Raw genomic sequence first — 26,762 nt, 5'->3', positions numbered from 1 at the left:
GCTTTTGCTATCGCCAGTTTCTTGTATAGTGTTCAACCAATGTATGAACACAGGTTGCCTCGCCGCCTTTAATGGCGCCCGGCTGCCCGAACAATATAAGAGGTGCAAAATGAAACCCCTGTTGTTGCTTTCTGCCTTGTTGGCCGCATCGTCCTTTGCGCAGGTCTCGCCGGTTGAAATCTCTTCCTCCGCCCCCGTGGTCGCTCCCGAGGCCAGCGTTGCCAAAGCCAACGCCCCTGAGGCGGTTGTGCGGGAATTTCTGGCGGCATTCAATCAGAAAAACATTGCCCAGATGCTGTCTCAAACCAACCCGGACGTGTACTGGAACCATATCAAGGGCCAGAAAGTCGATACTAAGGCCGAAACCCAGGCCGAATTCGGCGCCGCGCTGCAGGATTACTTTGAATCCCTGCCCGGTGCGCAGGCCGATATCCTGTCACTGACCGTGTCGGGTAATTATGTCAGTATCCTTGAGCAAGTCAGCTGGCAGGTCGAGGGTGAAGTGAGCAGCCAATGCTCCATCGGCGTATATGAGCTGGTCGACAAAAAAATCTCTTCTATTTGGTATTACCCGGCCCATGGCTGTGAGCCCCGTGATAATCAATTGGAACAGCCCGGCGCGCCGCAGGCCCAATAGGGAAAGTTGCTCGGGCAATGCCTGAGCGCTGCATATCTGTTTTTAAAAGGATTTTGCCATGAGTCAGCCTGCTGCTGAGCCTAAAGCCTTTGTGGTGGCACTCGATCAGGGTACCACCAGTTCCCGTGCCATAGTGTTTGATCGCGACGCCAATCTGGTGGCTGTGTCGCAGCGCGAGTTCAGTCAGATTTATCCCCAGGGCGGTTGGGTCGAGCACGATCCGATGGAGATCTGGGCCTCACAAAGCTCGACCTTGATTGAGGTACTTGCCCGCGCCGGTATTCATGCCGAGCAGGTCGCCGCCATCGGTATCACCAATCAGCGCGAAACCACCATCATCTGGGATAAAGAAACCGGCAAGCCGGTTTATAACGCCATTGTGTGGCAATGTCGTCGCAGTGCGGCCATTTGTGAATCCCTTAAAGCGGCGGGACTAGAAGGGCTGTTTCGCGAAAAAACCGGCCTTCTGCTCGACCCTTATTTTTCCGGCACAAAAATCAAATGGATCCTCGATAATATTCCCGGCGTGCGTGAGCGGGCCGACGCAGGCGAGCTGCTGTTTGGCACAGTCGATACCTGGTTGGTGTGGAAGCTCACTGAAGGCAAGGTGCATGTGACCGACCCCACCAATGCCTCCCGTACCCTGATGTACAACATCCACAGCGGTGAATGGGATGATGAGCTGCTTGAGGCGCTTACCATCCCCCGCAGCCTGCTGCCCGGGGTTAAATCGTCCCAGGCTGTGTATGGCACCACCCGAATTGCCGGTGAAGGCACACAAATCCCGGTTGCCGGTATGGCGGGCGATCAGCAGGCGGCGCTGTTTGGTCAGCTGTGCGTCGAGCCCGGAATGGCCAAAAACACCTATGGCACCGGCTGCTTTTTGCTGATGAACACAGGCGAGCAGGCGGTTAAGTCAGAGCATGGTCTCTTAACCACCATCGCTGTTGGGGCCGATGGCGGGATAAGCTACGCGCTGGAAGGCGCGGTATTTATGGGCGGCGCCACTATTCAATGGCTTAGGGACGAGCTTGGTCTAATCCGCGATGCCAGCGACACCGAGTATTTTGCCTCCAAGGTGGACGACACCAACGGCGTGTATCTGGTGCCGGCCTTTGTGGGCCTGGGCGCGCCCTATTGGGATCCGGATGCCCGTGGCACTCTCGTTGGACTCACCCGCGGCGCTAACCGCAATCACATCATCCGCGCTGCGCTTGAGGCTATCGCTTACCAAAGCCGTGACCTGCTTGATGCCATGAGTAAAGACAGCGGCGTCGCCCTTAAGCAGTTGAAGGTGGATGGCGGTGCGGTAGCAAATGACTTTTTGATGCAGTTTCAGGCCGATATCTCAGGCGTTGAGGTGCTGCGCCCGGCACTGACTGAAACGACAGCGCTGGGAGCGGCCTTTCTTGCTGGCCTCGCCACCGGCTTTTGGAGCTGTGTCGATGAAATCCGCCACAAGAGTGTCATAGACAGGCGTTTTGTGCCGCTGATGGATGATAGCGAGCGCGCTGTGCTTTATGGCGGCTGGCAGCGGGCGGTGAGGCGTTGTCTGAGCGCAGACTGAGGCTTAGCCGGCCCTTTTCTGCTTTGCTTGTGCAGCCTTGCTTGCCGCGCCTTGCAGGCAAGCAAGGCTGGCAATGCAAAAGGCGGAAGATAAGGCCGCTTTGAAGCCTTTAGTGTGACACTTGTATATACAAGCTTGAGCCAACAAAACTTCGTATGGCAATAATCATCCTGCCATCAACCCTGTGGGCCGCCTTAAGGTCAGGCGGCCGCTTTACACTTCAATGTCGATGTTTCTGCCGGTGCGGCGGGAGCGGCGTTCAACTAAGGGTTTATTCACGCTTTCACGTGGGCGCTGGTTGTCATCCGCTGGTGCGGTATTGGCCTGGGCAGGGTTGGCATCGGGCGGAAGCTGCGACTGCGGCGGCTCGTGGCTGTCTTTGTCGATAGCCGTGTCATTGTCGAGCTGTTTTACCCGGCGGCGACGCTCCAGCGTTACCTTTACCGGTTGCGCCAACATGGCGTAGATGGCGTCGAGTCCACTCATTATTACCTGCCTCCTTTGCTTGCCGATTAACCCTTCTATCTCTTATATCGGCATAAGGTGTCTATTATTTAGACATTTTTATCAAAGGCGGGTTCGCTTGGTGCATGTTTTTGCCAAAAACGTTCTTGCCCCTTGCTGATCAGCCTGACCCTGCCGCCGCAGTGACCGTGCTGGCAGGCAAGACGCATTCCTGCCTCGACCCTTTGCCCCAATTTGTCGATATCGGCAGCCGTAGGCGTGGGGGGATTCTCGATAAACATCAGCGCACACATACCGCAGCTGCCACCGCCGCCGCAGTGGGTCGGCAGTTTGTCGCCATCGGCATTGATGGTGTCGAGTAATGAGGCCCTTGGCGCAAAGCGTCCAAGCTCGCGGCCCTGGCAATCTTCAACTATCAGGTCGGTGGTGGCTGATTTGCCGCTCGAAAGTCGAAAATAGCCCGCTTGCCATTTCTGGTAGAGGGAGACAAGGCCCGACAGCACCATCATCAAGGTCAGTAGTGCAAAGAGTCGGATTGGCCAGGCATTGAACCCGATACCGTTGCCGGGGGCGTAATCCATAAAGTGCAGCATCAGCAGCAGCTCTTTCAGATCTGAGCCTTGGTCTTTGTGGGCAAGCACTGCGCCACTGTCCGCATCGAGCAGCACCCGGGTGTCCCGCGCGGTTTGCGCCTTGAACAGGGCGACCCGCGCTATGTCAGGAAAGCCGATGCTGTCACCGGCAACATAGTCTATAGTGTCAGTAAGCGGCGCGCTGATGCTGGCGGCGGCAATTTGCTTAAGCGCATCGTCGCTTAGCACCAGTGGCGATAAGGTGTCGGCCCATAGGCTGCTGTTACCTGATGCCAGCTTAAGGCGATATACGGGGCGCTCGAGCAGGTAATCCATTTTGATTTCAAGCACATCACCCGGCAGCGCGCCGGGCGGAATTGGCTTTGCCGCATCAGAGTTCGGGGCTGTGCGCTCGGTTCGAAAAGCGCCAGAATCCAGATAATCTTCGCTGATAAGGCTTAATGCGAGCCCAGAGCCTAACCAGAGCAACATCTGCAGCGCACACACGGCGGCAACAATGCGGTGCAGTTTCAGCGCGCTCATTGCTCGGCTCCCTGTTGCCTGTCTCTCGGTTTCCTGTCTCTCGGTTTCCTGTCTCCCTGTTGCTCGGCTCTTTGTTGCTTGACTCCCTGCTGTTCGTCTTCCTCTCGCTCGTTTCCTGGCGGCTGCGGTGCCCTGATACTGCGCCAGGCAAGCACTGAGCCGCTGAGAGCGAGCAGTAAGGCCAGCGCTGAGGCTATGCGCAGCAGGTTGTTGTGAATGTTTTCCCGCGTATCGTAATCCATGATGTGCAACATCCACATGATGTCAAAGAGGCGCCAGCCATGATGGCGCTTACCGACAAGCTCTCCCGTGGTGGCTGAAAAATACAGGCTCGGCACGAGCGGCGCATCAAAATCGACCCGCCACAGCGGCAGCAGCCTTGGATTGATTTCAGCGGGGGCTGTGTCCTCGAACTTTGTCACCGAGATAATGGAATCGTCACTTGTATATACAAGTTTTGCGTAACTACGGATTTGAGCTTCGTCCGGTATGGGTAAGGGTTCACCTGTACGTGCCGATATGGCAAGGGGGCGACCCTGGCTTCGCAAAAGATACACGGGGCCGGATGATGTCTGTTTGAGGCGGATTTGCGTGGCGTCCGGAAATTGTGCGCCGACGGCGGCAAATGAGTAGCTTACCTTCTCTATCTCAATCGCAAGCTGTGGCTCGCTGATAAGAAAATCCCCATGAATATCGCTGATATTTGTCAGTACCATATAGGCGCCGCTCAGACTCCAGAGCAGGAGTTGCAACCCGATAATGGGGGCGAGTAGCCGGTGCAGGCGTCGTACTTGGGTGATCGAAGTCATATTTCTGCTTGGATCAGTCGAAGGTGTCACGCATCTTCACAGATTTGTAACGACCAATTCAAGGGTCAAAATCCACCTTTTGGCTGGAAATTGGGCCCAAGCCCCACCGGCGCAGCCGGATACTGGTTTTTTGACTGCTATTTAATGTGTGTTTTTTCCACCGTTTAGCAAAAAGCAGCCACTTTTTCCCACTTGAACAACATTCTTGGAACATGGCGCGAGGCCGCTTCCTGTCTGGATTTATCGCTGTTTTGCACCCTTGACAGAGGTTGCGCACTGTCCCTACACTTAGCAATCGTGGGAAATTGTGGATCTTTGTGGATCAAACAACTTCGATGGGGGCCATCAAACAGTGTTTCGAGGCGCGAGTGCAATCAATTTGGATACCAAAGGACGGATCGCTGTTCCGACGCGATACCGTGATGCTTTGTTGTCTGAGCACGCCGGTCGTCTTGTTATCACGGTCGATATTCAATCCTGCTGTTTGCTGATCTACCCGGCGGCCGAGTGGAGCCTGATTGAGGCTAAGCTGCTGAAACTGTCAGATACCCAACCCACTGAGCGCGCGCTTAAGCGGATGTTGCTCGGTTATGCCCATGAAGTGGATATGGATGCCAACGGCCGATTGCTGTTGCCGCCGCCACTGCGCCAGTACGCCCACTTGGATAAGAAGGCCATGCTGGTGGGACAACTTAATAAATTTGAACTGTGGGACGAAGAACGTTGGCAGGCTCAAATTCAGGATGCGCAGGACATTATCCGCGCAGAGGATTTGGCGGCAAACGAGCGTCTTGCAGATTTTTCACTCTGATGAGTGAACCCAGGGAAATAAGAAGAGAGCAATGAGCCAGGAATTCGCCCATTTGTCCGTGCTGCTGAAAGAGACTGTCGATGGTCTCAACATTCGTGCGGACGGCATTTATATCGACGGCACCTTCGGCCGTGGCGGCCACTCGCGCGAGGTCTTGTCCCGCCTTGGCCCCAATGGACGCCTTATTGCCATCGATCGCGATCCTCAGGCCATTAAGGCTGCCGAGCAGTTTGCGGCCGATAGCCGGTTTCAAATCGTCCACGGTGGTTTTGGTCAGCTGGCCGATTACGTCACCGAGCTGGGGTTGGTGGGTAAGATAGACGGCGTGCTGCTGGATCTTGGTGTGTCATCGCCACAGCTCGACGATGCCGACCGTGGCTTCAGCTTTTTGCGCGACGGTCCGCTCGATATGCGGATGGATAACTCCCAGGGCGAAACTGCTGCCCAGTGGCTGGCCCGCGCCGAAGTGGAAGACATGGCCTGGGTGTTCAAAACCTATGGTGAAGAGCGTAATGCCCGCCATATCGCCCGCTGTATTGCCGCCGACCGCGAGCAAACTCCGTTTACCCGCACCAAAGAACTGGCTGACCTCATCGCCCGCGTTGCCAAAAGCAAAGAGCGCAATAAGCATCCGGCCACCCGGGTGTTTCAGGCCATTCGCATTTATATCAACAGCGAACTTGAGCAAATCGATCAGGCTCTTGAGGGCGCGGTAAAGGTACTGGCTCCCGCCGGGCGCCTGTCGGTTATCAGCTTCCATTCACTGGAAGACAGGATTGTGAAGCGCTTTATCCGCCGTCACAGCCAGGGTGAGGAAGTGCCCCACGGTTTGCCTGTGACCGAGGCACAGCTGAACAAATCGCGCACGCTGATGCCCATCGGCAAGGCGATGATGCCGTCGGATGAAGAAATTGAACGTAATGCCAGAGCCCGCAGCTCGGTGCTCAGGGTAGCAGAACGTCTGAGCGACTGAGGTTAAAGGATGAGCAAGCCGCTGGATCTGCCGCGCATTGTCCTGATGGACCTTTGGCATCACAAATGGCTGTTTTCATTGGCTGTAGTGGTGATGTTCAACGGAATGGCAGTTGTATATACAAGTCATTCCTGTCGCCAGCTCACCTCTGAAGAGGCGCAGCTGCAGCAGGAGCGAGACAGACTGGACATCGAGTGGCGTAACTTGCTGCTCGAAGAGCAATCGTTAGCCGAGCACAGCCGGATAACAAGGATAGCGACAAAGGAACTGAATATGGTCAGACCCCTTCCCAATGAAGAAGTGGTTGTGAGAGTGCCATGAGTAAGCAGGCAAAACGCAACCTGAAGGCTCAGCCCATTCCATGGCGTTTGTACGTGGTGGTGGCGTTCGTCTGTCTGCTGTTTACCAGCCTTGTGGGGCGCGCAGCCTATATCCAGCTGATTGAGCCGGACAAGCTTAAGCGCGAGAGTGACATGCGCACCCTGCGTACCAGCAGCAATGCGGTGCAGCGCGGCCTGATTACCGACCGAAACGGCGAAATGCTGGCGGTGAGTGTGCCGGTTCAAGCCGTGTATGCCGACCCGAAAGAAGTGAGTGAAAAGGGCGGTTTCAACGACATGCGTCGCTGGGAAGCGCTGGCCGACGTGCTGCACGAAAAGCCGTCCGAGCTGATTTCCCGGGTGAAAGACAGCCCATCCAAACGCTTTACCTACCTTAAACGCCAGGTGACTCCGGCGGTTGCCGAATATATCCGCCAGCTCAAACTCCCCGGCGTGCATTTAAAGCCTGAGTCGCGCCGTTATTACCCTGCCGGTGAAATCACAGCGCAGCTCGTTGGCGTGACCAATATCGATGACTTCGGTATCGAAGGTATTGAAAGCACCTACAACAACTGGCTGACCGGTACTCCGTCCAAACAGAAAGTGCGTAAATCCCGTGACGGCCATGTAGTTGAAAAACTTGATATAGTTCAGGAGGGTGAAAGCCCCAACGACGTGGTGCTCAGTATCGATCACCGCATTCAGCAGCTTGCCTACCGCGAGCTTAAGCGCGCTACCGAGATGCATCAGGCCACCTCGGGCTCTGTGGTGGTAATAGACGTTACTTCCGGCGAAGTGCTGGCGATGGCCAACACCCCATCGTTTAACCCCAACAGCCGTGATGACTGGCAAAGCTTCAAGATGCGCAATCGCGCCGTGACCGACACCTTTGAGCCTGGCTCGACTGTGAAGCCCTTTGTGGTGGCGGCGGCGCTCGAAGCCGGTACCGTGAAGCCCGATGCCATTATCCCCACGTCTCCCGGCTGGATGCGGATTGGCGGCCGTCAAGTGCGTGACCACAGCAACTACGGCGATATGTCGCTTGCCAAAATTCTGGTGAAATCCAGCAACATGGGCGTGGCCAAGTTGTCGCTGGGTATGCCGGTTGAACAGCTGCTTGGCATGTATTACTCGGTGGGTTTGGGTAACTACTCAGGCATCGGCCTGCCGGGTGAAAGCGCGGGCGTTATCCAGGAAAAGCATCGCTGGTCTGACTTTGAGCGCTCGACCCTGGCCTTCGGCTACGGCCTGACCTCCACCACGCTGCAGCTGGCGCGCATGTACGCGACCCTCGGCAACGGCGGCATGCTCTATCCCTCATCAATCCTTAAGTTAAAGCAAAAGCCGGAAGGGCAGCGGGTGATTTCCGAGCGCGTTGCCAACGATGTGCTCAATATGCTGGCCGGTGTTACCGAAGTGGGCGGCACTGCCCGTAAAGCCCATATCGAGGGCTATCCGGTGGCCGGCAAAACCGGTACCAGCCGTAAAGCGGTTGCAGGTGGTTATGGCGACGACTACATGGCGAGCTTTGCCGGTGTTGCGCCCATCAATAACCCCAAGCTTGCGATTGCCGTGGTGATTAACGAGCCCAAGGGCGACAAATATTACGGCGGCGATGTGTCGGCGCCGGTATTCAGCAAAGTCATGGCCGGTGCCCTGCAGATGCTGAACGTTGAACCCATCAGCAAAGACGAGCAAACGCAAATGGCCGCAAATCGACTGGGAGCAGAATAACAATGTTACTCAAAGATTTACTCGCCCCCTGGTTTCATTACTCCGGCACAGAATCTGTGCTTGAGCCAACGCTGGACAGCCGTCAGGTCAAAGCCGGTGGTTTGTTTGTGGCCGTGCCCGGCCACAAGTCCGATGGCCGCGACTATCTCGCTGCAGCATTCGCCAAGGGCGCTGCGGCGGCGCTGGTGCACACGGACGATCCGAATGAGCACGGCAAGGTCAGCCGCGAGCAGGGGCTGGTCATCGCCTTTTTTCAGTTAAGCCGTCAGGTGTCGGCACTGGCGCGCCAGTATTATCCGCTCACCCCCGGCAAGCTGCACACTGTGGGCATTACCGGTACCAATGGCAAAACCTCGGTCAGCCAACTGATTGCTCAGTTGGTTGAAATCCTCGGTCAGCGCGCAGCCGTCATGGGCACCCTTGGCAACGGCCTGTGGGGCGAGCTTGAAGATGTGGGCAATACCACCGCCGATCCGGTGCGGATCATGGCCGATCTGCAGCACTTTGAGCGCGCCGGCGCCGGTGTTTGCGCCATGGAAGTATCGAGCCATGGCCTGGTGCAGGGCCGCGTTGAAGCCGTACCTTTTGAAGTGGCGGTGTTTACCAATTTAAGCCGCGATCATCTCGACTACCACGGCGACATGGACAACTATGCCGCCGCCAAGCGTCGACTGTTTTCCTTTGGCAGCCTCAAGGCGAAAGTGATTAATCTTGATGACGCCGTGGGCGAGCAGTGGTTTGCCGGTATGGGGCAGGCCATTGGTTTCAGCTGCCAGCAACATTCGAGCGCCATGTGGCGCTTTGACGATGCGCGTTTTCACCATGCCGGCTTTTCAGCGCGGCTGATTTGTCCTGCCGGTGAATTTGACCTTGAGTGCGGCCTGCTCGGCGCCTTTAACCTGTCAAACCTGCTGGCCGCCCTGTGCGCGCTGGCGCAGCTTGGTGTTGATGTGGCAGCGTTGGTTGCAGCAGCCGGCAAGCTTAAGCCTGTGCCCGGCCGAATGGAGTGTTTCCCCAGCGCCGATGGTTTGTCGCTGGTGGTGGACTATGCGCACACGCCGGATGCGATCGAAAAAGCATTGCAGGCAGCCCGCAACCACTGTCAGGGCGAGCTTTGGATAGTGTTTGGTTGCGGCGGCGATCGCGACAAGGGCAAGCGCCCGCTGATGGCGGCTGCGGCAGAAGCCTTTGCCGACCGCCTGGTGCTGACCTCAGATAATGCCCGCAGCGAAGACCCCCACGCCATTCTGGACGATATGAAAGCCGGCATTCGCGACCTTGATAAGGCGCTGGTGGAAGCCGACCGCATTGCGGCCATCAGGCTCGCGGTGGCCAGTGCCAAGCCTGGCGACCTAATCCTGCTTGCCGGTAAAGGCCATGAAACCTATCAGGAAGTGGCCGGAATTAAACATGATTACAATGAACGCGCGCTGGCAAAAGCGCTGAGTGAGGAACGCCTGTGATCCCTTTGAATCTGTCCGAATTGGCTGTTGCCACCGCAGGTCGTCTGTGCGGTGCCGATGTCACCGTGACCCGTCTGGACAGTGACAGCCGTAAAATGGCGCCCGGCAGTCTGTTTGTGGCACTGCGGGGTGAGCGTTTTGACGGCCATGATTTTGCTGAAAAAGCCATTGAAGGTGGTGCTTCTGCGCTGCTGGTTGAGCGTGAGCTGCCATTTGCCATTCCGCAGCTCGTAGTGGAAAACACCCAGAAAGCGATGGGGCGCATTGGTGCCCTGGTACGCGACCGGGTCAACCCCATCAGCGTTGCGCTGACCGGCTCCAATGGTAAAACCAGCGTGAAAGAAATGGTGGCGGCTGTGCTTACTCAGCGCCATCAGGTGCTCTATACCGCCGGTAACTTCAACAATGAAATCGGCGTGCCGCTGACGCTGCTGCGCCTCGAAGCACAGCACGAATACGGCGTGTTTGAGCTCGGCGCCAACCACAAGGGCGAGATTGATTACACCTCGTCGCTGGTGCGGCCGCTGGTGTCGCTGGTGAATAACGTCGGCAGCGCGCACCTCGAAGGCTTTGGCTCCGAGGCCGGTGTGGCCGAGGCCAAATCTGAAATTTACTTACACCTTGCCGCCGAAGGTACCGGCGTTGTTAACGCCGATGACAAGTACGTCGACGTGATGCTCGCCAAGCTCAAGGGCAAAAAAGTGCTCAAGTTCGGCCTTGGCAACAACGCCGATGTCACCGCCCGTGAAGTCAGCAGCGATGCCTTTGGTCGCCACCGCTTTTTGCTGTGTCACAACGGCAGCCATGTGCAGGTGGAATTGCCGCTCGCCGGTCGCCATCAGGTGCACAACGCCCTGGCTACCGCGTCTATCTGTATTGCGCTGGGAATAAGCCTTGATGAAGTGGCCTCAGGCCTTAAAACCCTGGTGCCGGTGAAAGGCAGAATGGTGCCGGTATCGCTTGGTCGCATCACTGTGGTGGACGACACCTACAACGCCAATCCCAACTCGGTTGGGGTGGCTATCGACTGGCTGAAAGAAATTAACGCAAATCGCATTTTGGTACTGGGCGATTTAGGCGAATTGGGCGACAATGCTGCCCTTTTGCACGCGGGCCTGGGTGAGCGGGCAAAACAGGCCGGTTTGGATGGTCTGTTCTGTCTTGGGCAATTGAGTCGCCACACCAGCCAGGCTTTCGGCAGCGAACACTTTGAGCAACTGGACGCTCTGGTTCAGACATTAATCAGTCATATCAACGGGATTAACGGGGATGTCGTCCTGTTGGTAAAAGGGTCACGCAGCGCCGCCATGGAGCGGGTTGTCGAGGCCCTAACAGCCGCCCATGGGCGCGGGGAGTTAAAGTAAATGCTGGTTTATCTGGCCGAATATCTGACCCAGTTTTATTCCGGGTTTAACGTGTTTTCTTATGTGACCTTCAGGGCGATTCTGGCGCTGCTCACGGCGCTCATGTTCAGCCTCTGGTGGGGCCCAAAACTGATTGAGCGTCTGCAGCTGCTGCAGATTGGTCAGGTGGTGCGTAACGACGGCCCCGAGTCGCATTTCAGCAAGCGTGGCACACCGACCATGGGTGGCCTGCTGATCCTGGCCGGCATCTTTATGGGCGTGCTGCTGTGGGGAGATCTCAGCAGTCGCTATGTGTGGGTGATGCTGTTTGTGCTGGCGTCTTTCGGTCTGATTGGTTTTATCGACGACTACCGCAAGGTGGTGCGTAAAGACCCTAAGGGATTGATTGCGCGCTGGAAATACATCTTCCAATCACTGGCGGCCATGATGGTTGCCGTGTTTTTGTTTTACTCTGCCAAACACCCGGGCGAAACCCAGCTGGTGGTACCTTTCTTTAAAGACATACTGCCGCAGCTTGGGCTGATGTTTATCGTGCTGTGCTACTTCACCATTGTGGGTTCAAGTAATGCGGTAAACCTCACCGACGGTCTGGATGGTCTGGCGATTATGCCCACTGTGATGGTGGCGGCCGCTTTTGCGATTATCGCTTACCTGTCTGGCCACGTGCAGTTTTCCAACTACCTGCATATCCCGTATCTGCCGGGTGCCGGGGAGCTGGTGATTGTCTGTACCGCCATTGTCGGTGCCGGTCTGGGCTTTTTGTGGTTCAACACCTATCCCGCTCAGGTATTTATGGGCGATGTGGGTTCACTGTCGCTGGGCGCAGCCCTTGGCACCATTGCGGTGCTGGTGCGTCAGGAAATCCTGCTGGTGATCATGGGCGGCGTGTTTGTGATGGAAACCCTGTCGGTGATCCTGCAGGTGGGCTCGTACAAGCTGCGCGGCCAGCGCATTTTCCGCATGGCGCCTATTCATCACCACTACGAATTGAAAGGCTGGCCTGAGCCACGGGTTATCGTGCGCTTTTGGATTATTTCACTGTTTCTGGTGCTGCTTGGCCTTGCCACGCTGAAGCTGAGGTAATTATGGGACTGGCGCTGAATAAGCCACATTCACACGTTGTATTGGGCCTGGGTGCAACCGGGCTCTCTGTGGTGCGCTTTTTAAGCCGCAAAGGCATAGTGCCGCTGGTGATGGACAGCCGTCGCCAGCCGCCCGGCATGGACGTGCTGGCCAAAGAGTTTCCCGATGTGCCGCTGGTGACCGGCGGCTTTGATTGCCGCTGTCTGGTGCAGGCGCAGCAAATTATCATCAGCCCCGGTATCGCCGTGGATACCCCGGAAGTGCGCGCCGCGCTCGACATGGGTATCGAAGTGATTGGCGATGTGGAGCTTTTTGCCCGCGAGATTGCCGACCGCCCGGCCTGCGTGCTTGCCATCACCGGCTCCAACGGTAAATCGACCGTGACCACCCTGGTGGGCGAAATGGCCAAGGCTGACGGCAAGGCCGTAGCCGTTGGCGGCAACATTGGGGTACCGGCGCTGGACTTGTTGCTGGAGCCGGCAGAGCTTTATGTGCTTGAGCTGTCATCCTTCCAGCTTGAGACCACCCACAGCCTGAATTGCATCGCCGCGACCTGTCTTAACATCAGCGAAGATCACATGGACAGATACGCCGACCTCGAGGCCTATCGTCAGGCCAAGATGCGCCTGTATCCCCAGAGCAAAATCAGCGTTTACAACCGCGACGATGACGCGACCAAGCCAAACGATCCGTGCCATTGCACCACCTTTGGCCTCGGCATTCCCGAGGGCGACGACTGGGGCTTGATGGATGGCAAGGTGTACCACGGCAGCAGCGAAATCATGACCTTGCTGGATGTGGCGCTGATTGGGGCCCATAACCACGCCAACCTGCTGGCGGCCATGGCGCTGTGCGAAGCGGCGGGTGTTTCCCGCGAGGCCATGGTCAGGGTTGCCCGTGAGTTTACCGGGCTTAGCCATCGCTGCGAGCTGGTTGCCAATCACGACAATATCGCCTGGGTCAACGACTCCAAGGCCACCAACGTTGGCGCGACCGTGGCTGCGCTCAATGGCCTGCGTGATCATCTCGGTGACATCATCCTTATCGCCGGTGGCGATGGCAAAGGCGCCGATTTTGAGCCGCTGCGCGAGGCGCTGAATGCCGTTACCCATTTGATTACCCTTGGCCGCGACGGTGACAAGATTGCCGCGCTCAAGGACGGTGCCATCAAAGTCTCAACCATGGCCGAGGCGGTGGACAAGGCCAAGGCGCTTGCCAATCCGGGGGACATAGTGCTCTTGTCTCCGGCCTGCGCAAGCCTTGATATGTACAGCAACTTTATGGCGCGCGGAGCGGATTTCCGCGCCAACGTGGAACGGGTCTATGGCATCTGACAGCTCACAGCTGAAGCTCTTTGAGCGCGGTAGTGGTCTCTGGTCAAAATGGCTGGGGGGCAGTCAGTCGTCTGCCAATCAGCTGTACGATCAGCCGCTGCTGGCGGCTGTGCTGTCATTGATTGCCTTTGGCTTTGTGATGGTGATGTCGGCCTCGATGCCGGAAGCCCAGAGCCTCAAGGACGACCCGTTCCATTTTGTTTACCGCCACACCTTTTATCTGGCGGGCTGCGTGGTGATTGCTGCCGTGGTGCTGCGCACCCCGATGGCCACCTGGCAGAAATACAGCCCCTTGTTGTTGCTTGGGGTGTTTGTGCTGCTGCTGGCGGTGCTGGTGGTCGGTACCACGGTAAACGGCGCCAAACGTTGGCTCAGTGTCGGCCCTATCCGTATTCAGGTGGCCGAGATGGCCAAGCTGGTGTTTGCCATTTACCTCTCGGGGTATCTGGTGCGCCGGCTGCAGGAAGTGCGCGAAAACGCCAAGGGCTTTTATAAACCGATTGCGGTGTTTGCGCTGTATGCGCTGCTTATCCTGGCCCAGCCTGACCTGGGTACCGTGGTGGTGCTGTTTGTGGGCACAGTGGGGCTGCTGTTTTTGGCCGGTGCCCGTCTGCTCGACTTCTTTATGCTGATTTTTGCCGGGGTGATGGCGTTTGTGGCGCTGGTAGTGCTCGAGCCTTACCGGATGCGACGGGTGACCTCCTTTATGGACCCTTGGGAAGATCCGTTCGGCACGGGTTATCAGCTTACCCAGTCGCTGATGGCGTATGGTGCCGGCGATTGGGTTGGACGAGGCCTCGGTAACAGCATTCAGAAGCTCGAATACCTGCCCGAAGCCCACACCGACTTTATTTTTGCGGTGATTGGTGAAGAGCTTGGCTTTATCGGCATCGTGGTGGTACTGACGGTGCTGTTGTTTGTGGCGCTGCGGGCCATTCGCCTCGGTAACGAGTGCCTCGGTCTTGACCGCGCCTTCGAAGGCTATCTTGCTTACGCCATCGGCATCTGGATCTGTTTCCAGACCGTGGTAAACGTGGGCGCCAGTATCGGTATGTTGCCCACCAAAGGTTTGACCTTGCCCTTTATCAGTTATGGCGGCTCGAGCCTGTGGGTTATGACCAATGCCGCGTGCTTACTGCTTCGAATCGATTATGAAAAACGCCTGAGCCAGGTTCAGGCAGTACAGGGGAGACTCTAAATGGGTCCACGGAACGGGAAAAAGTTGTTGGTGATGGCCGGTGGTACCGGCGGTCACGTCTTTCCTGCGCTGGCGGTGGCTCGCAAGCTCGCCGCCGAAGGCTGGCAAGTGCGCTGGCTCGGCACCGCCGACCGGATGGAAGCCCGTCTGGTTCCCCAGCATGGGTTTGATATCGACTTTATCGATATTCAGGGCGTGCGCGGTAATGGCTTGCTTAGAAAACTGGCCGCGCCGGTAAAAATTCTGCGCTCAGTGCTGCAGGCCCGTGGTGTTATTCAGAGCTTTAAACCGGATGTGGTGCTCGGCATGGGCGGTTTTGCCAGCGGTCCGGGCGGGGTTGCCGCCAGACTGTGCGGCATTCCACTGGTGCTGCACGAGCAAAACGCCATCGCCGGCATGACCAATAAAATCCTTTCGCGCATTGCCTCGCGGGTGCTGTGCGCCTTTGAAGGGGCGTTTGGCACGGCTGGCGAGACTGTGGGTAATCCCATTCGCGAAGAGCTGGTTGCCCTTGGCGGCGCCGAGCGCGAAACCCGCACCGAAGCATTAAAAGTATTGGTGGTTGGCGGCAGTCTGGGTGCCAAGGTGTTTAACGATTTGATGCCCAAAGTCACCAGCCAGCTTGCCAAAGAGCAGCCTGTGGTGGTGTGGCATCAGACCGGTCGCGGCAACCTTGACGCGGTGCAACAGGCCTATCAGGAACTTGGTCAGGACGGCGCCGTGCAGGTGGCTGAATTTATCGACGATATGGAAGCGGCCTATCGCTGGGCCGACGTGGTGCTGTGCCGCTCAGGTGCGCTGACTGTCTCTGAGCTGGCAGCGGTAGGGCTTCCCAGTATTCTGGTGCCGTATCCACTGGCGGTGGACGACCATCAGACCATGAATGCCAAAGTGCTGGTTGATGCAGGCGCCGCCTTTTTGGTGCCGCAACCCATAGCGACCGCCGAGCTTGTGGCCGATAAACTGCGCCTGCTTGGCAACGACAGAGAAGAATTGGCCCGGATGGGCAAGCGGGCACGGGCTGCGGCCGTGCTGGATGCTACCGAGCAAGTGGCCGGCGTGTGCCGCGAGCTTGCTGAATAAAGGTTGGTTATGACACAGACAGAGAAGTACAGACAGCTTCGTACCATGATCCCGGAAATGCGCCGGGTGCGCCGCATTCACTTTGTGGGGATTGGCGGCGCCGGCATGGGCGGCATCGCCGAAGTGCTGGTGAACGAAGGGTATCAGGTAAGCGGCTCGGATATTGCCGAGAATGCCGTTACTGAGCGTCTGGGTGGTCTGGGCGCGCGGATCTTTATTGGTCATGGCGCCGAAAACATTGAAAACGTGGATGTGGTAGTGGTCTCCACTGCCATCAAACAGGACAACCCAGAGCTGGTTGCCGCCAAAGAGCAGCGCATCCCTGTGGTGCGCCGCGCCGAGATGCTGGCGGAGCTGATGCGCTATCGCCATGGCGTAGCGGTTGCCGGTACCCACGGCAAAACCACCACCACCAGTCTGATTGCCAGCGTGTACGGCCAGGCCGACCGTGATCCGACCTTCGTGATTGGTGGTTTGCTTAACAGTGCCGGTACCAACGCGCGTTTGGGCTCCAGCCGTTATCTGATTGCCGAAGCCGATGAGAGTGATGCGAGCTTCCTGCACCTGCAGCCCATGGTGACTGTGGTGACCAATATCGAAGCCGATCATATGGATACCTATGGCGGTGACTTCGAAAAGCTCAAGTCCACCTTTGTGGATTTTATGCACAACCTGCCGTTCTATGGTGTGGCCGTGGTGTGCGTGGATGACCCAGTGGTGCGCGAGCTTATCCCACGTATCGGCCGCCATGTGGTGACCTATGGCTTCAGCGAAGATGCCGACGTGCGCGCACTGGACTTTGTTCAGCAGGGCCACAGCTGCAGCTTTACCGTGCGTCGCAAGGGCAAAGCCGATTTGGCGCTGACCGTGAATCTGCCCGGCCAGCACAACGTGCTTAACTCCCTTGCCGCCATTGCCGTGGCCACCGAGGATGACATTGAAGATGACGCCATCGTCAAGGCGCTGGCCGAGTTCCAGGGCATAGGCCGCCGCTTCCAGCATCTGGGTAAGTTTGCCACGCCAAAGGGCGAGGTGATGCTGGTTGACGATTACGGCCACCACCCAAGTGAGGTTCTGGCCACCATCAAGGCCGCCCGCGCCGGTTGGCCGGACAAGCGTTTGGTGATGGCGTATCAGCCCCACAGATATACCCGCACCCGCGATCTGTATGAAGATTTCGTGGATGTATTGTCGCAGGTCGACAAGCTGATTCTGCTCGAGGTGTATGCCGCCGGTGAAACGCCTATTCCGGGTGCCGATGGCCGGGCGCTGTGCCGCTCTATCCGTCAGCGCGGTCAGCTGGAGCCGATTTTTGTGGCAAGCCCTGAATTGCTTGCCGGGGTGTTGCCGGATGTACTGGGTGATGGTGATTTGCTGCTGTGTCAGGGCGCGGGCAATATCGGTGCGCTCTCCAAGCAGTTGGCCAAGACCCAGCTTGGATTTGACCAGGCGGACAACAATTGAATGCTGCTGAAATTTTCACCAGTTAACTTGTTGTTCCCCTTGGCCTTTGACCTGAGATCGCGGGTCTATATAATGGTCGGTTTCCCGTTGGCGGGCCTCTGAGGGATTTGGCCTTGGCAAGAGTGACAGACAGACAGGACACCAGACGCAGAGCCGGCCGGGCAGAGCCAAGCCGCGACATGCGCAGTCGGGATGTCCGCAGCCGTGACAGGCAGCGCCAGAAGAAACCGCCCCGTGAGCCGATTTGGCCCAAGGTAAAGGCGCTTAACTGGTATTTCATCACCGGCTTCAGTTTCTTTCTGTTGGTGGTGGGGATGTTTGCCTACAGCGGTGCGCGTTTGTACGAACTGCTCAATGATGCCGAGGCGGTGCCGATTGAGGCGGTGATGATCAACGGCGACCGGCACTACACCACGGATGATGATATCCGTAAGGCGATGGAAAGCCTGATGCTGCGCAGCTTTTTCAGTGCCGATGTGGGTGAGATCCAAAAGACCATCAAGGCTTTGCCCTGGGTGCATGAGGTCTCGGTGCGACGGGTGTGGCCGGCGCGGATTAAGGTGCATCTGCAGGAGCAGAAAGTCGCGGCCCGCTGGAACGGCATGGACTGGCTCAATGAGAGCGGTGAAGCCTTCAGCGCGCCATCAAGGCCGGAGCTTGAAGGGTTGCCCAAGCTGTCGGGGCCGGAAAATATGTCGGCCGAGGTGCTTAAGGCATACCGGCAGATAGAAGAGTTACTGAGAATTAACGGTTTCGGGCTTGAAAGCCTGAGCCTGAGCCCACGACACGCGTGGATTGCCGTGCTTGAAAATGGCATCACGCTCGAGCTGGGCCGAGAAGACAAAATGGCGCGTATACAGCGATTTATCAATGTATACCCGACCCTGACCCAACAGGCCAAGGCAGTGGCTCGGGTCGATTTGCGTTACGACACAGGATTGGCCGTAGGCTGGAATGAGACAACACAAGAGAGTCGTTAACTGATGACCAAGAACCAGGATAGAAATCTGATAGTCGGATTGGACATAGGAACCGCCAAGGTCGCTGCGATCATCGGTGAAGTCATGCCTGACGGAGAGATCAGCATTGTGGGTCTTGGTAATCACCCTTCCCGTGGCATGGACAAGGGCGGTGTGAACGACCTTGACTCTATCGTGCGCAGTGTGCAGCGCGCGCTGGATCAGGCCGAACTGATGGCCGACTGTCAGGTATCGTCTGTGTATCTGTCGATTTCGGGCAAGCACATCGCCTGCCAGAACGAGCGCGGCATGGTGTCTATCAACGATGAAGAAGTGACCCAGGAAGACGTGGACAACGTCATCCACACTGCCCGCTCGGTGAAGATCCCGACAGAGCGTCGCATTCTGCACGTGCTGCCACAGGAATACGCCATTGATGTGCAGGAAGGGATCAGAAGCCCAATCGGCATGTCGGGTATGCGCATGGAAGCCAAGGCGCACATAGTCACCTGCGCCAACGACATGGCGAAAAACATTACCAAGAGTGTGGAGCGCTGCGGCCTTAAGGTCGACGACCTGGTGTTTTCCGGCATTGCCTCCGCCGAAGCCGTGCTGACCAACGATGAAAAAGACCTGGGCGTGTGCCTGGTCGATGTGGGCGGCGGCACGACAGATATCGCTGTGTATTCCAACGGCGCCCTGCGTCACTGCGCCGTGGTGCCGGTGGCGGGCAATCAGGTGACCAGCGATATCGCCAAGATTTTCAGAACACCGCTGTCCCATGCCGAGCAAATCAAGGTGCAGTACGCCAGCGCCAGAAGTGCCATGGTCAGCCGTGAAGACAGTATTGAAGTGCCATCTGTGGGCGGTCGCCCATCGCGCACCATGTCGCGCCACACTCTGGCCGAAGTGGTGGAGCCAAGATATCAGGAGCTGTTTGAGCTGGTGCTTAAAGAGCTTCGTGCCAACCGCCTGGAAGATCAGGTGGCGGCAGGGATTGTACTGACCGGCGGCACCGCCTCGATTGAAGGCGCGGTCGATGTGGCCGAAGCCGTGTTTGGCATGCCGGTACGGGTGGCGTCGCCACTGCCGGTCAAAGGGTTATACGAATATGTGGATCAGCCCATCTACTCCACTGGGGTGGGGCTGCTTCATTATGGCGCGCGCCGGGTGATTGAACGTCAGTTCGAGCGTCCGCAGCGTCAGGGGGTTACCAGTGTCTGGAATCGGGTCCAGAGCTGGTTTAAAGGTGAATTTTAACTAACGCAGGCAAACGGAGATTTAGACCATGTTTGAGATCATGGATACTCATTCTGACGAGGCGGTGATCAAAGTCATCGGCGTCGGTGGCGGCGGTGGCAATGCCGTCGAACATATGGTTAAGCACAATATCGAAGGTGTTGAGTTTATCGCAACCAACACCGACGCACAGGCGCTGCGCAAGTCAGCCGCCGGCCAGACCATCCAGATTGGCCGCGACGTGACCAAGGGCCTGGGCGCTGGCGCCAACCCTGAGGTGGGCCGCGCTTCTGCTGAAGAAGACAAAGAAGCCATCCGCGCCGCTATCAAAGGCTCGGATATGATTTTCATCGCTGCCGGTATGGGCGGTGGTACGGGTACGGGTGCCGCACCGGTTGTGGCTCAGGTTGCCAAAGAAGAAGGCATTCTGACCGTAGCCGTGGTGACCAAACCATTCCCGTTCGAAGGCAAAAAGCGTATGGCTTATGCCGAGCAGGGTATTGCCGAGCTTGCCAAGAATGTGGACTCGCTCATCACCATCCCTAACGAAAAGCTGCTCAAGGTGCTGGGCCGTGGCACATCCTTGCTGGATGCCTTCGCTGCCGCCAACAACGTACTGCTTGGCGCAGTGCAGGGTATTGCCGAGCTGATTACCCGTCCCGGTCTGATTAACGTCGACTTCGCCGACGTGAAAACCGTTATGTCCGAAATGGGTAATGCCATGATGGGCACCGGTGTGGCCCGTGGTGAAGACCGTGCTGAAGAAGCTGCTGAAGCTGCTGTTGCCAGCCCGCTGCTTGAAGACATTGATCTTGCCGGCGCCCGCGGCGTACTGGTGAACATCACCGCCGGTATGGACATGACCATCGAAGAGTTCGAGACTGTAGGTAACCACGTTAAGGCCTATGCCTCTGACAACGCCACTGTGGTGGTAGGTGCCGTTATCGACCCTGAAATGAGCGATGAACTGCGCGTAACCGTGGTTGCTACCGGTATCGGCGCTGACAAGAAGCCAGATATCCAGCTGGTGCCAAAAGCGCAGCCGCGCCCAGAGCCTGTCGTGGTTGAGCCAAAGCATGATGTGTACGCCGAAGAAGTGGCCTACCATGCCCAGCCAGTGCACAAGGGTAACGCTGTTCCATCAGCGGTAGCCCCACAACCTGCGCCGGCGCCAAAGAACGAGCTTGATTACCTGGATATCCCAGCCTTCCTGCGTAAGCAGGCAGACTGAGTAAATTAAGCGGTACAGACAGAGCGCTGGCAAAGTAGCCGACTTTTGGTGAAATGCCAGAACTGTGGTAGCATGTCTGACCAGCCGGTGTTTAGGCTGTCGATTACGACTGCCTGAATAACAGTGAATTGTTGAATGTAAAACGGGTAACTGCATGATATTTCAAAGAACAGTTAAACAGATGGTAAAGACCACCGGTGTCGGACTTCACTCCGGTAACAAGGTGACTTTGACCATTAAACCCGCGCCCATCAATACAGGGATAGTACTGATGCGTACCGACCTGAACCCAGCCGTGGCCATTCCAGCCAAGGCCGATATGGTTCGGGAAACGACCATGTGTACTGCTCTGGTAAACGATGCGGCAGTTCGCATTTCAACTATCGAGCACTTGTTTGCTGCACTTGCAGGTCTTGGCATCGACAATGCCATTATCGAAGTGGACGCGCCTGAAATCCCGATTATGGACGGCAGCGCCAGCCCCTTCGTTTTCCTGTTGCAAAGTGCCGGTATTCAAGAGCAAGGCGCCGCGAAAAAATATCTGCGTATCAAGCGCACCGTACGTGTGGAAGACGGCGACAAGTGGGCGGAACTCCGTCCGTTCCAGGGATTCAGAGTCAACTTTGCCATTGACTTTAACCACCCTGAAATTGCCCGCAGCCAACAGCATATGGTGATGGACTTTTCCTCTTCTGCCTTTGTGAAAGATATCAGCCGTGCCCGTACCTTCGGGTTTATGCGCGATATCGAGTATCTGCGTGCCAACAACCTGGCACTGGGCGGTAGCATGGAAAATGCCGTTGTGCTTGATGAATACCGCGTCCTCAACCCCGATGGCCTGCGTTATGAGGACGAATTTGTTAAGCACAAGATCCTGGATGCGTTCGGCGACCTGTACGTTGCCGGTCACGCCATTATCGGTGAGTTCTGTGCCTACAAGACCGGCCATGCCCTGAACAATCAATTGGTCAGGGCTGTTCTGGCCGCCGAAGATGCCTGGGAATTGGTGAGCTTTGATAAAGAAGCCGATGCCCCGGTCAGCTTCGCCATGCCGGGCAACGTTGTATTTGCCTGATTGTTAACGTTCGGCAGTGTAAAGCCGGACGTTAAATTCAGTTTTAAGATTGCCTGTGACGGCTGGCCAATGCTGCCAGCCGTTTCAGTTTCTGGCCCAGGGAACCCGGGGTGTGCTCGGCCAGCGCCTCGATGTGCGCGGCGGCGGTTTCACTCAGTTGATTGGTGTTTACCTGGGTTTTTGGTCGATACTGTGCCAGCGCTGGGTTGACTTTAACCTCAATAGCGGTGAGCATTGGGAGCGTTTCGGCCTGAAGTTGCTTTAGAAGCATTGGCTTTTGAAAATTGATCCGCGCGGCCCACGAGGCCGTTGTCGTTTCTATAACGAGAGTACCGTGGCGGAGGTTGGCTACCTTGAGTTGCTCCGCGACTGGACCTGAAACCATCTGTTTCAACATCTGATCCAGATTGTTCAGCAGCTCTGCCTTTTCGGCGATGTCCGGCAGCGTTCCGGCATTGTGTACGAGGGCAGCAAGGTCCTGAGGTAACTTTTTCATTCAATAAGAAGATGGCTGACAGAAGCTATGAGTGTAACAGTTTTTATTCAAGGTCGCAGCGGTGTGACCCGCTGGCAACTCGGTAAACAATGGTTGCTGCTGCCGGTTTTGTTGCTCGTATCGGGCACCGGACTCTATCAATACAACAGTGCAAGGTTTGAAAACCAGCAGGCCAGCGTCGATAACGAACGCCAGGCGCGGGAAAACCAAAAACTTGAGGTCATGAAACTCAAGGAAACCACTGAAACCCAACTCGCAACCCTGACGACATACGTTGCCCGTATGCAGGCCAAAGTGACCCGCCTTGAGGCGCTCGGTCAGCAGGTTGCCCAGAATTATCAGCTCGAAGATCAGTTTGATTTCTCCGCCGAAGCCGGTGTGGGTGGTCCGAGCGATCTTGGTTCTGCCATCGAATTAAACCAGCTTATCGACGACATGAATAAGCTGGCTTCCAGAATTGATAACAACGACGTTCAGCTGGCGCTACTTGAAACTGTGGCAGCCAACCTCCATATGGATCAAGAACGTTTTGTATCAGGGCGCCCTGTCAGCAAAGGCTATCTCTCGTCGCCCTACGGTATACGCAATGACCCTTTCACCGGTAGAAGAACCATGCATAAAGGCATCGACTTCGCCGGCAAAGAGGGTACCGGTGTTGTCGCCACTGCCGCAGGGGTGGTGACATGGGCCGGAGACATGTTCGGTTATGGCCAGTTGGTGGAGATAGACCATGGAAATGGTTTGCGCACCCGCTATGGCCACAATAAAACGGTGTCAGTAGCTGTAGGTGATGTGGTTGCCAAGGGTGAAAAAATTGCCACCATGGGCAATTCCGGTCGCTCGACCGGTGTTCATGTTCACTATGAAGTGTTGCGGGCGGGTCAGCATGTTGACCCACAGAAATATGTCTACCGCAGGGCAGGTTAACAACTTTGGCTGTTGTACTCGACCAGGGACTTGGCCTTCATTGAGATAAGTATTCAGATGTTTGGTAAATTACTGACAAAAATTTTTGGTAGCCGTAACGACCGCACCTTAAAGCAACTGGGCAAGGTCGTTCAAAAAATCAATGCATTGGAAGCTGAATACGAAAAGCTGTCCGATGAAGAGCTCAAAGCGAAGACCGCCGAGTTCCAGCGTCGCCTCGAAGGCGGCGAATCACTCAATGACATCATGGCCGAAGCCTTTGCCACTGTGCGTGAAGCGTCCAAGCGCGTGTTCGAGATGCGTCACTTCGATGTGCAGCTGATGGGCGGTATGGTGCTCGACAGTAACCGCATCGCTGAAATGCGCACCGGTGAAGGTAAAACCCTGACGGCAACCTTGCCGGCATATCTCAATGCGCTGACAGGCAAAGGCGTACACGTGATCACCGTGAACGACTATCTGGCACGCCGCGACGCCGAAAACAACCGTCCACTGTTTGAGTTCCTCGGTCTGTCTGTGGGTGTTAACGTGGCGGGTTTAAGCCATGCCGTTAAAAAGGCGGCCTACAACGCCGACATCACCTACGGTACCAACAACGAATTCGGCTTTGACTACCTGCGCGACAACATGGCGTTTTCGCCAAATGATCGCGTGCAGCGTCCATTGCACTACGCGCTCATCGACGAAGTGGACTCCATCCTTATCGATGAAGCCCGTACCCCGCTGATTATTTCAGGCGCTGCTGAAGACAGCTCCGAGATGTATATACGAGTTAACAAGCTTATCCCGCATCTCATTCGTCAGGACAAAGAAGACAGTGAGGAATTCGTGGGTGAGGGTGACTACTCCATCGACGAGAAGTCACGTCAGGTACACATGACCGAACGCGGTCAGGAAAAAGTCGAGCAGTTGCTGGTTGAAGCCGGCCTGCTCGCCGAAGGCGACTCTCTCTATTCTGCGGCCAACATTTCCCGCCTGCATCACGTTAACGCCGCGCTGCGTGCCCACACCCTGTTCGAAAAGGATGTGGACTACGTAGTGCAAAATGGTGAAGTGGTGATTGTGGACGAGCACACCGGCCGTACCATGCCGGGTCGCCGCTGGTCTGAAGGCTTGCACCAGGCTGTTGAAGCCAAAGAAGGTGTGCGGATTCAGAACGAAAACCAGACGCTTGCTTCTATTACGTTCCAGAATTACTTCCGTCAGTATCAAAAGCTGGCCGGTATGACAGGTACTGCCGATACCGAAGCGTTCGAATTCCAGCACATTTATGGTCTGGATACTGTGGTTGTGCCAACCAACCGCCCCATGGTGCGTAAAGACATGGCGGATCTGGTGTATCTCACTGCCCGTGAGAAGTATCAGGCCATTATTGCCGACATCAAAGATTGCCGTGAGCGCGGTCAGCCAGTGCTCGTGGGTACCGTGTCCATCGAACAGTCTGAGCTGCTGTCACGCCTGCTGAATCAGGAAAAAATTCCTCACCAGGTACTGAACGCCAAGTTCCATGAAAAAGAAGCCGACATCGTGGCCCAGGCCGGTCGTCCGGGTGCTGTGACTGTTGCCACCAACATGGCCGGTCGTGGTACCGACATCGTGCTCGGTGGTAACTGGAAATCAGAAGTCGCTGCACTCGAGAATCCAACGCCAGAGCAAATCGCCGCCGTCCGCGCCGATTGGCAGCAGCGTCACGACACAGTGGTTGAAGCCGGTGGTTTGCATATCCTCGGCACCGAGCGTCACGAGTCACGCCGTATCGACAACCAGCTGCGTGGCCGCGCCGGTCGTCAGGGCGACCCGGGTTCATCACGCTTCTATCTGTCGATGGAAGACAACCTGATGCGTATCTTCGCTTCAGACCGTGTCACCAACATGATGAAAAAGCTTGGTATGGAAGAAGGCGAAGCGATTGAGCACCCATGGGTGACCCGCGCCATCGAAAATGCCCAGCGTAAGGTAGAAGCCCGCAACTTCGATATCCGTAAACAGCTGCTCGAGTTTGACGATGTCGCCAACGACCAGCGCCAGGTCGTTTACGCCCAGCGTAACGAGCTGATGGATGCCGAAAGCATTGCCGACACCATCCAGAACATTCAGGCCGACGTGATTGATGGCCTTATCAGCCAGTACATTCCGCCTCAGTCGGTGGAAGAGCTGTGGGACGTACCGGGTCTTGAGCAACGTCTTGCCAAAGAGTTTGGTCTGCAGCTGCCGCTGCAGCAGTGGCTCGATAAAGAAGATGACCTGCACGAAGAAACCCTGCGCGAGCGCGTAGTGGACGCCTGGCGTACCGCTTACACCGCCAAAGAGCAAATGGTGGGTGAGCCTGTGCTGCGTCAGTTCGAAAAAGCTGTGATGCTGCAAACCCTCGACGGTCTGTGGAAAGAGCACCTGGCGGCTATGGATCATCTGCGTCAGGGTATCCATCTGCGCGGTTACGCCCAGAAGAACCCCAAGCAGGAATACAAGCGCGAGTCGTTTGAGCTGTTCCAGCAGATGCTCGAAACCCTCAAGCATGACGTGATTGCAATTCTGTCCAAGGTTCAGGTGCAGGCACAGTCTGACGTTGAAGAGATGGAAGAGCGTCGCCGCGAAGAAGAAGCCCGCATCCAGCGAGAGTATCAACATGCTGAAGCTGAAAGCATGGCGACCGATAACAGCGAACTTGCCGAGATGGTGGCGCATACCCCAATCGTACGCGACGGCGAAAAGGTCGGTCGCAACGATCTGTGTCCATGCGGCTCAGGTAAAAAGTACAAACAGTGTCACGGCAAGTTGACCTGATATAGTCGATAAGCGTCACAAGCTTATTAGCTCAAAGAAAGGCAGCCATTGGCTGCCTTTTTGCTTTCTCAGTGGTTGTTCTCTTTTTCCTTACTATATAGATGTAATCTGTCAGCCAATCCAAATCGGGCTGAAACCGACATGAGCTTCCTGAGGCGTTCGGCAACAAGGCTAATCCATGCTCGAAAAAACAGCGATTATGGCGCGATTGTGGATAACTCTGGGGGTAATCTTTGGGTGACTTGTGGGCAGATAAATAAAGCCAAAAAAGATCGAAAAAAGATGAAAAAAGCCCTTGCGGGAAATTTCTGACTCCCTATAATGCGCCTCCACTGACAGGGTGAAACGGCAGCGAAAGCAGCCTGGCTGTAACAAGCACACCAGGTCAGGGCAAGAGCACCGAACATTAAAACGACAGTTGAAAATGTTCTTCAAAAAAGGGCTTGACGCCGAAAAGGGCTTCTGTAGAATACGCAGCCCTGACCAGATGAAAGTCGGTCACGCTCTTTAAAAATTTATCAAGCAATCTGTGTGGATACTCGCAGGTTGATGAAGTCGACAAAACGATTTTATCAATGAAAGAGTTTTCATGCAGAGCATGACAGCAGAAATTCATTGAGACCAAAACTTT

At 56.3% G+C, this 26,762-nt stretch carries 24 protein-coding genes; 19 read left to right on the top strand and 5 right to left on the bottom strand.

The annotated features are described in order from the left end of the window. Window positions 1-109: 109 nt before the first annotated feature. On the top strand, window positions 110-637 hold the full coding sequence (locus KJI95_RS18650; RefSeq protein ID WP_214508717.1) for a nuclear transport factor 2 family protein: 528 nt from the start codon (window positions 110-112) through the stop codon (window positions 635-637). Window positions 638-695: 58 nt separating this feature from the next. After that, a complete protein-coding gene (glpK, locus tag KJI95_RS18645; protein WP_214508716.1) occupies window positions 696-2,204 on the top strand; it encodes a glycerol kinase GlpK in 1,509 nt (502 codons plus the stop codon). Window positions 2,205-2,417: 213 nt separating this feature from the next. Here the strand turns inward: glpK and KJI95_RS18640 are convergent, their stop codons facing one another. The 3 genes from KJI95_RS18640 to KJI95_RS18630 all read right to left on the bottom strand — a co-directional run bounded on the left by KJI95_RS18640 (window position 2,418) and on the right by KJI95_RS18630 (window position 4,593). Next, window positions 2,418-2,690: a hypothetical protein gene (locus KJI95_RS18640; protein ID WP_214508715.1), complete on the bottom strand. Its 273-nt coding sequence runs from the start codon at window positions 2,688-2,690 to the stop codon at window positions 2,418-2,420. A 68-nt stretch (window positions 2,691-2,758) separates the two neighbouring features. Then, entirely contained in the window at window positions 2,759-3,784 is a 1,026-nt protein-coding gene (locus tag KJI95_RS18635) for a PepSY domain-containing protein (RefSeq protein ID WP_214508714.1), read from the bottom strand. Then, on the bottom strand, window positions 3,781-4,593 hold the full coding sequence (locus tag KJI95_RS18630) for a hypothetical protein (RefSeq protein ID WP_214508713.1): 813 nt from the start codon (window positions 4,591-4,593) through the stop codon (window positions 3,781-3,783). Before KJI95_RS18630 ends, KJI95_RS18635 begins: the two co-directional genes overlap by 4 nt. Window positions 4,594-4,945: 352 nt before the next feature. On the opposite strand from KJI95_RS18630, the gene mraZ reads away from it, so the two are divergent. The 15 genes from mraZ (at window position 4,946) to lpxC (ending at window position 21,924) form a co-directional block, all read left to right on the top strand. Beyond that, the gene (gene mraZ / locus KJI95_RS18625; protein ID WP_214508712.1) at window positions 4,946-5,404 is read left to right on the top strand and encodes a division/cell wall cluster transcriptional repressor MraZ; all 459 of its coding nucleotides are present in this window, start codon (window positions 4,946-4,948) and stop codon (window positions 5,402-5,404) included. A 31-nt stretch (window positions 5,405-5,435) separates the two neighbouring features. Beyond that, window positions 5,436-6,377 (top strand): 16S rRNA (cytosine(1402)-N(4))-methyltransferase RsmH, encoded by a 942-nt coding sequence (gene rsmH / locus KJI95_RS18620; RefSeq protein ID WP_214508711.1) that lies wholly within the window; start codon window positions 5,436-5,438, stop codon window positions 6,375-6,377. A 9-nt stretch (window positions 6,378-6,386) separates the two neighbouring features. Continuing rightward, a complete protein-coding gene (gene ftsL, locus KJI95_RS18615) occupies window positions 6,387-6,698 on the top strand; it encodes a cell division protein FtsL (protein WP_214508710.1) in 312 nt (103 codons plus the stop codon). Further along, window positions 6,695-8,431: a peptidoglycan D,D-transpeptidase FtsI family protein gene (locus KJI95_RS18610; protein ID WP_214508709.1), complete on the top strand. Its 1,737-nt coding sequence runs from the start codon at window positions 6,695-6,697 to the stop codon at window positions 8,429-8,431. The genes ftsL and KJI95_RS18610 overlap by 4 nt, the downstream gene beginning before the upstream one ends. 2 nt (window positions 8,432-8,433) lie before the next feature. Next, window positions 8,434-9,894, top strand: coding sequence for a UDP-N-acetylmuramoyl-L-alanyl-D-glutamate--2,6-diaminopimelate ligase (gene murE, locus KJI95_RS18605; protein ID WP_214508708.1), 1,461 nt, complete (start codon window positions 8,434-8,436; stop codon window positions 9,892-9,894). Beyond that, entirely contained in the window at window positions 9,891-11,258 is a 1,368-nt protein-coding gene (locus KJI95_RS18600; protein ID WP_214508707.1) for a UDP-N-acetylmuramoyl-tripeptide--D-alanyl-D-alanine ligase, read from the top strand. The genes murE and KJI95_RS18600 overlap by 4 nt, the downstream gene beginning before the upstream one ends. Beyond that, window positions 11,259-12,341: a phospho-N-acetylmuramoyl-pentapeptide-transferase gene (gene mraY, locus KJI95_RS18595; protein WP_214508706.1), complete on the top strand. Its 1,083-nt coding sequence runs from the start codon at window positions 11,259-11,261 to the stop codon at window positions 12,339-12,341. It begins immediately after the preceding gene. A 14-nt stretch (window positions 12,342-12,355) separates the two neighbouring features. Beyond that, the gene (murD, locus tag KJI95_RS18590) at window positions 12,356-13,675 is read left to right on the top strand and encodes a UDP-N-acetylmuramoyl-L-alanine--D-glutamate ligase (protein ID WP_214508741.1); all 1,320 of its coding nucleotides are present in this window, start codon (window positions 12,356-12,358) and stop codon (window positions 13,673-13,675) included. Then, window positions 13,665-14,873 carry a cell division protein FtsW gene (ftsW, locus tag KJI95_RS18585; protein WP_214508705.1) on the top strand — a complete coding sequence of 403 codons (1,209 nt, stop codon included), beginning with the start codon at window positions 13,665-13,667 and terminating at the stop codon, window positions 14,871-14,873. The genes murD and ftsW overlap by 11 nt, the downstream gene beginning before the upstream one ends. After that, complete coding sequence (gene murG / locus KJI95_RS18580; protein ID WP_214508704.1) at window positions 14,874-15,956, top strand: undecaprenyldiphospho-muramoylpentapeptide beta-N-acetylglucosaminyltransferase; 1,083 nt, start codon at window positions 14,874-14,876, stop codon at window positions 15,954-15,956. A 9-nt stretch (window positions 15,957-15,965) separates the two neighbouring features. Beyond that, window positions 15,966-17,420 (top strand): UDP-N-acetylmuramate--L-alanine ligase, encoded by a 1,455-nt coding sequence (gene murC / locus KJI95_RS18575; RefSeq protein WP_214508703.1) that lies wholly within the window; start codon window positions 15,966-15,968, stop codon window positions 17,418-17,420. A 122-nt stretch (window positions 17,421-17,542) separates the two neighbouring features. Beyond that, the gene (locus KJI95_RS18570; protein WP_349356759.1) at window positions 17,543-18,400 is read left to right on the top strand and encodes a cell division protein FtsQ/DivIB; all 858 of its coding nucleotides are present in this window, start codon (window positions 17,543-17,545) and stop codon (window positions 18,398-18,400) included. A 3-nt stretch (window positions 18,401-18,403) separates the two neighbouring features. Beyond that, window positions 18,404-19,639 carry a cell division protein FtsA gene (gene ftsA, locus KJI95_RS18565; RefSeq protein ID WP_214508702.1) on the top strand — a complete coding sequence of 412 codons (1,236 nt, stop codon included), beginning with the start codon at window positions 18,404-18,406 and terminating at the stop codon, window positions 19,637-19,639. Between the two features lie 28 nt (window positions 19,640-19,667). After that, a complete protein-coding gene (ftsZ, locus tag KJI95_RS18560; protein WP_214508701.1) occupies window positions 19,668-20,849 on the top strand; it encodes a cell division protein FtsZ in 1,182 nt (393 codons plus the stop codon). A gap of 154 nt (window positions 20,850-21,003) precedes the next feature. Beyond that, a complete protein-coding gene (lpxC, locus tag KJI95_RS18555; RefSeq protein WP_214508700.1) occupies window positions 21,004-21,924 on the top strand; it encodes a UDP-3-O-acyl-N-acetylglucosamine deacetylase in 921 nt (306 codons plus the stop codon). A gap of 43 nt (window positions 21,925-21,967) precedes the next feature. On the opposite strand, the gene KJI95_RS18550 is transcribed toward lpxC, so the two are convergent. Further along, window positions 21,968-22,420 carry a DUF721 domain-containing protein gene (locus KJI95_RS18550; protein ID WP_214508699.1) on the bottom strand — a complete coding sequence of 151 codons (453 nt, stop codon included), beginning with the start codon at window positions 22,418-22,420 and terminating at the stop codon, window positions 21,968-21,970. A 27-nt stretch (window positions 22,421-22,447) separates the two neighbouring features. On the opposite strand from KJI95_RS18550, the gene KJI95_RS18545 reads away from it, so the two are divergent. Together KJI95_RS18545 and secA are read left to right on the top strand one after the other, a co-directional pair. Continuing rightward, a complete protein-coding gene (locus tag KJI95_RS18545; protein ID WP_214508698.1) occupies window positions 22,448-23,347 on the top strand; it encodes a M23 family metallopeptidase in 900 nt (299 codons plus the stop codon). A gap of 57 nt (window positions 23,348-23,404) precedes the next feature. Continuing rightward, complete coding sequence (secA, locus tag KJI95_RS18540) at window positions 23,405-26,131, top strand: preprotein translocase subunit SecA (protein WP_214508697.1); 2,727 nt, start codon at window positions 23,405-23,407, stop codon at window positions 26,129-26,131. 406 nt (window positions 26,132-26,537) lie between these two features. Here the strand turns inward: secA and KJI95_RS18535 are convergent. Beyond that, window positions 26,538-26,762, bottom strand: a 225-nt coding sequence (locus tag KJI95_RS18535) for a hypothetical protein (protein WP_214508696.1), incomplete at its 5' end; no start/stop codon positions are given.

This window comes from Shewanella jiangmenensis (genome assembly GCF_018596335.1).
Classification (GTDB): Bacteria; Pseudomonadota; Gammaproteobacteria; order Enterobacterales; family Shewanellaceae; genus Shewanella; species Shewanella jiangmenensis.
Note: the sequence above shows the minus strand (reverse complement) of the source record. Positions and strands in the feature narration are given on the sequence as shown.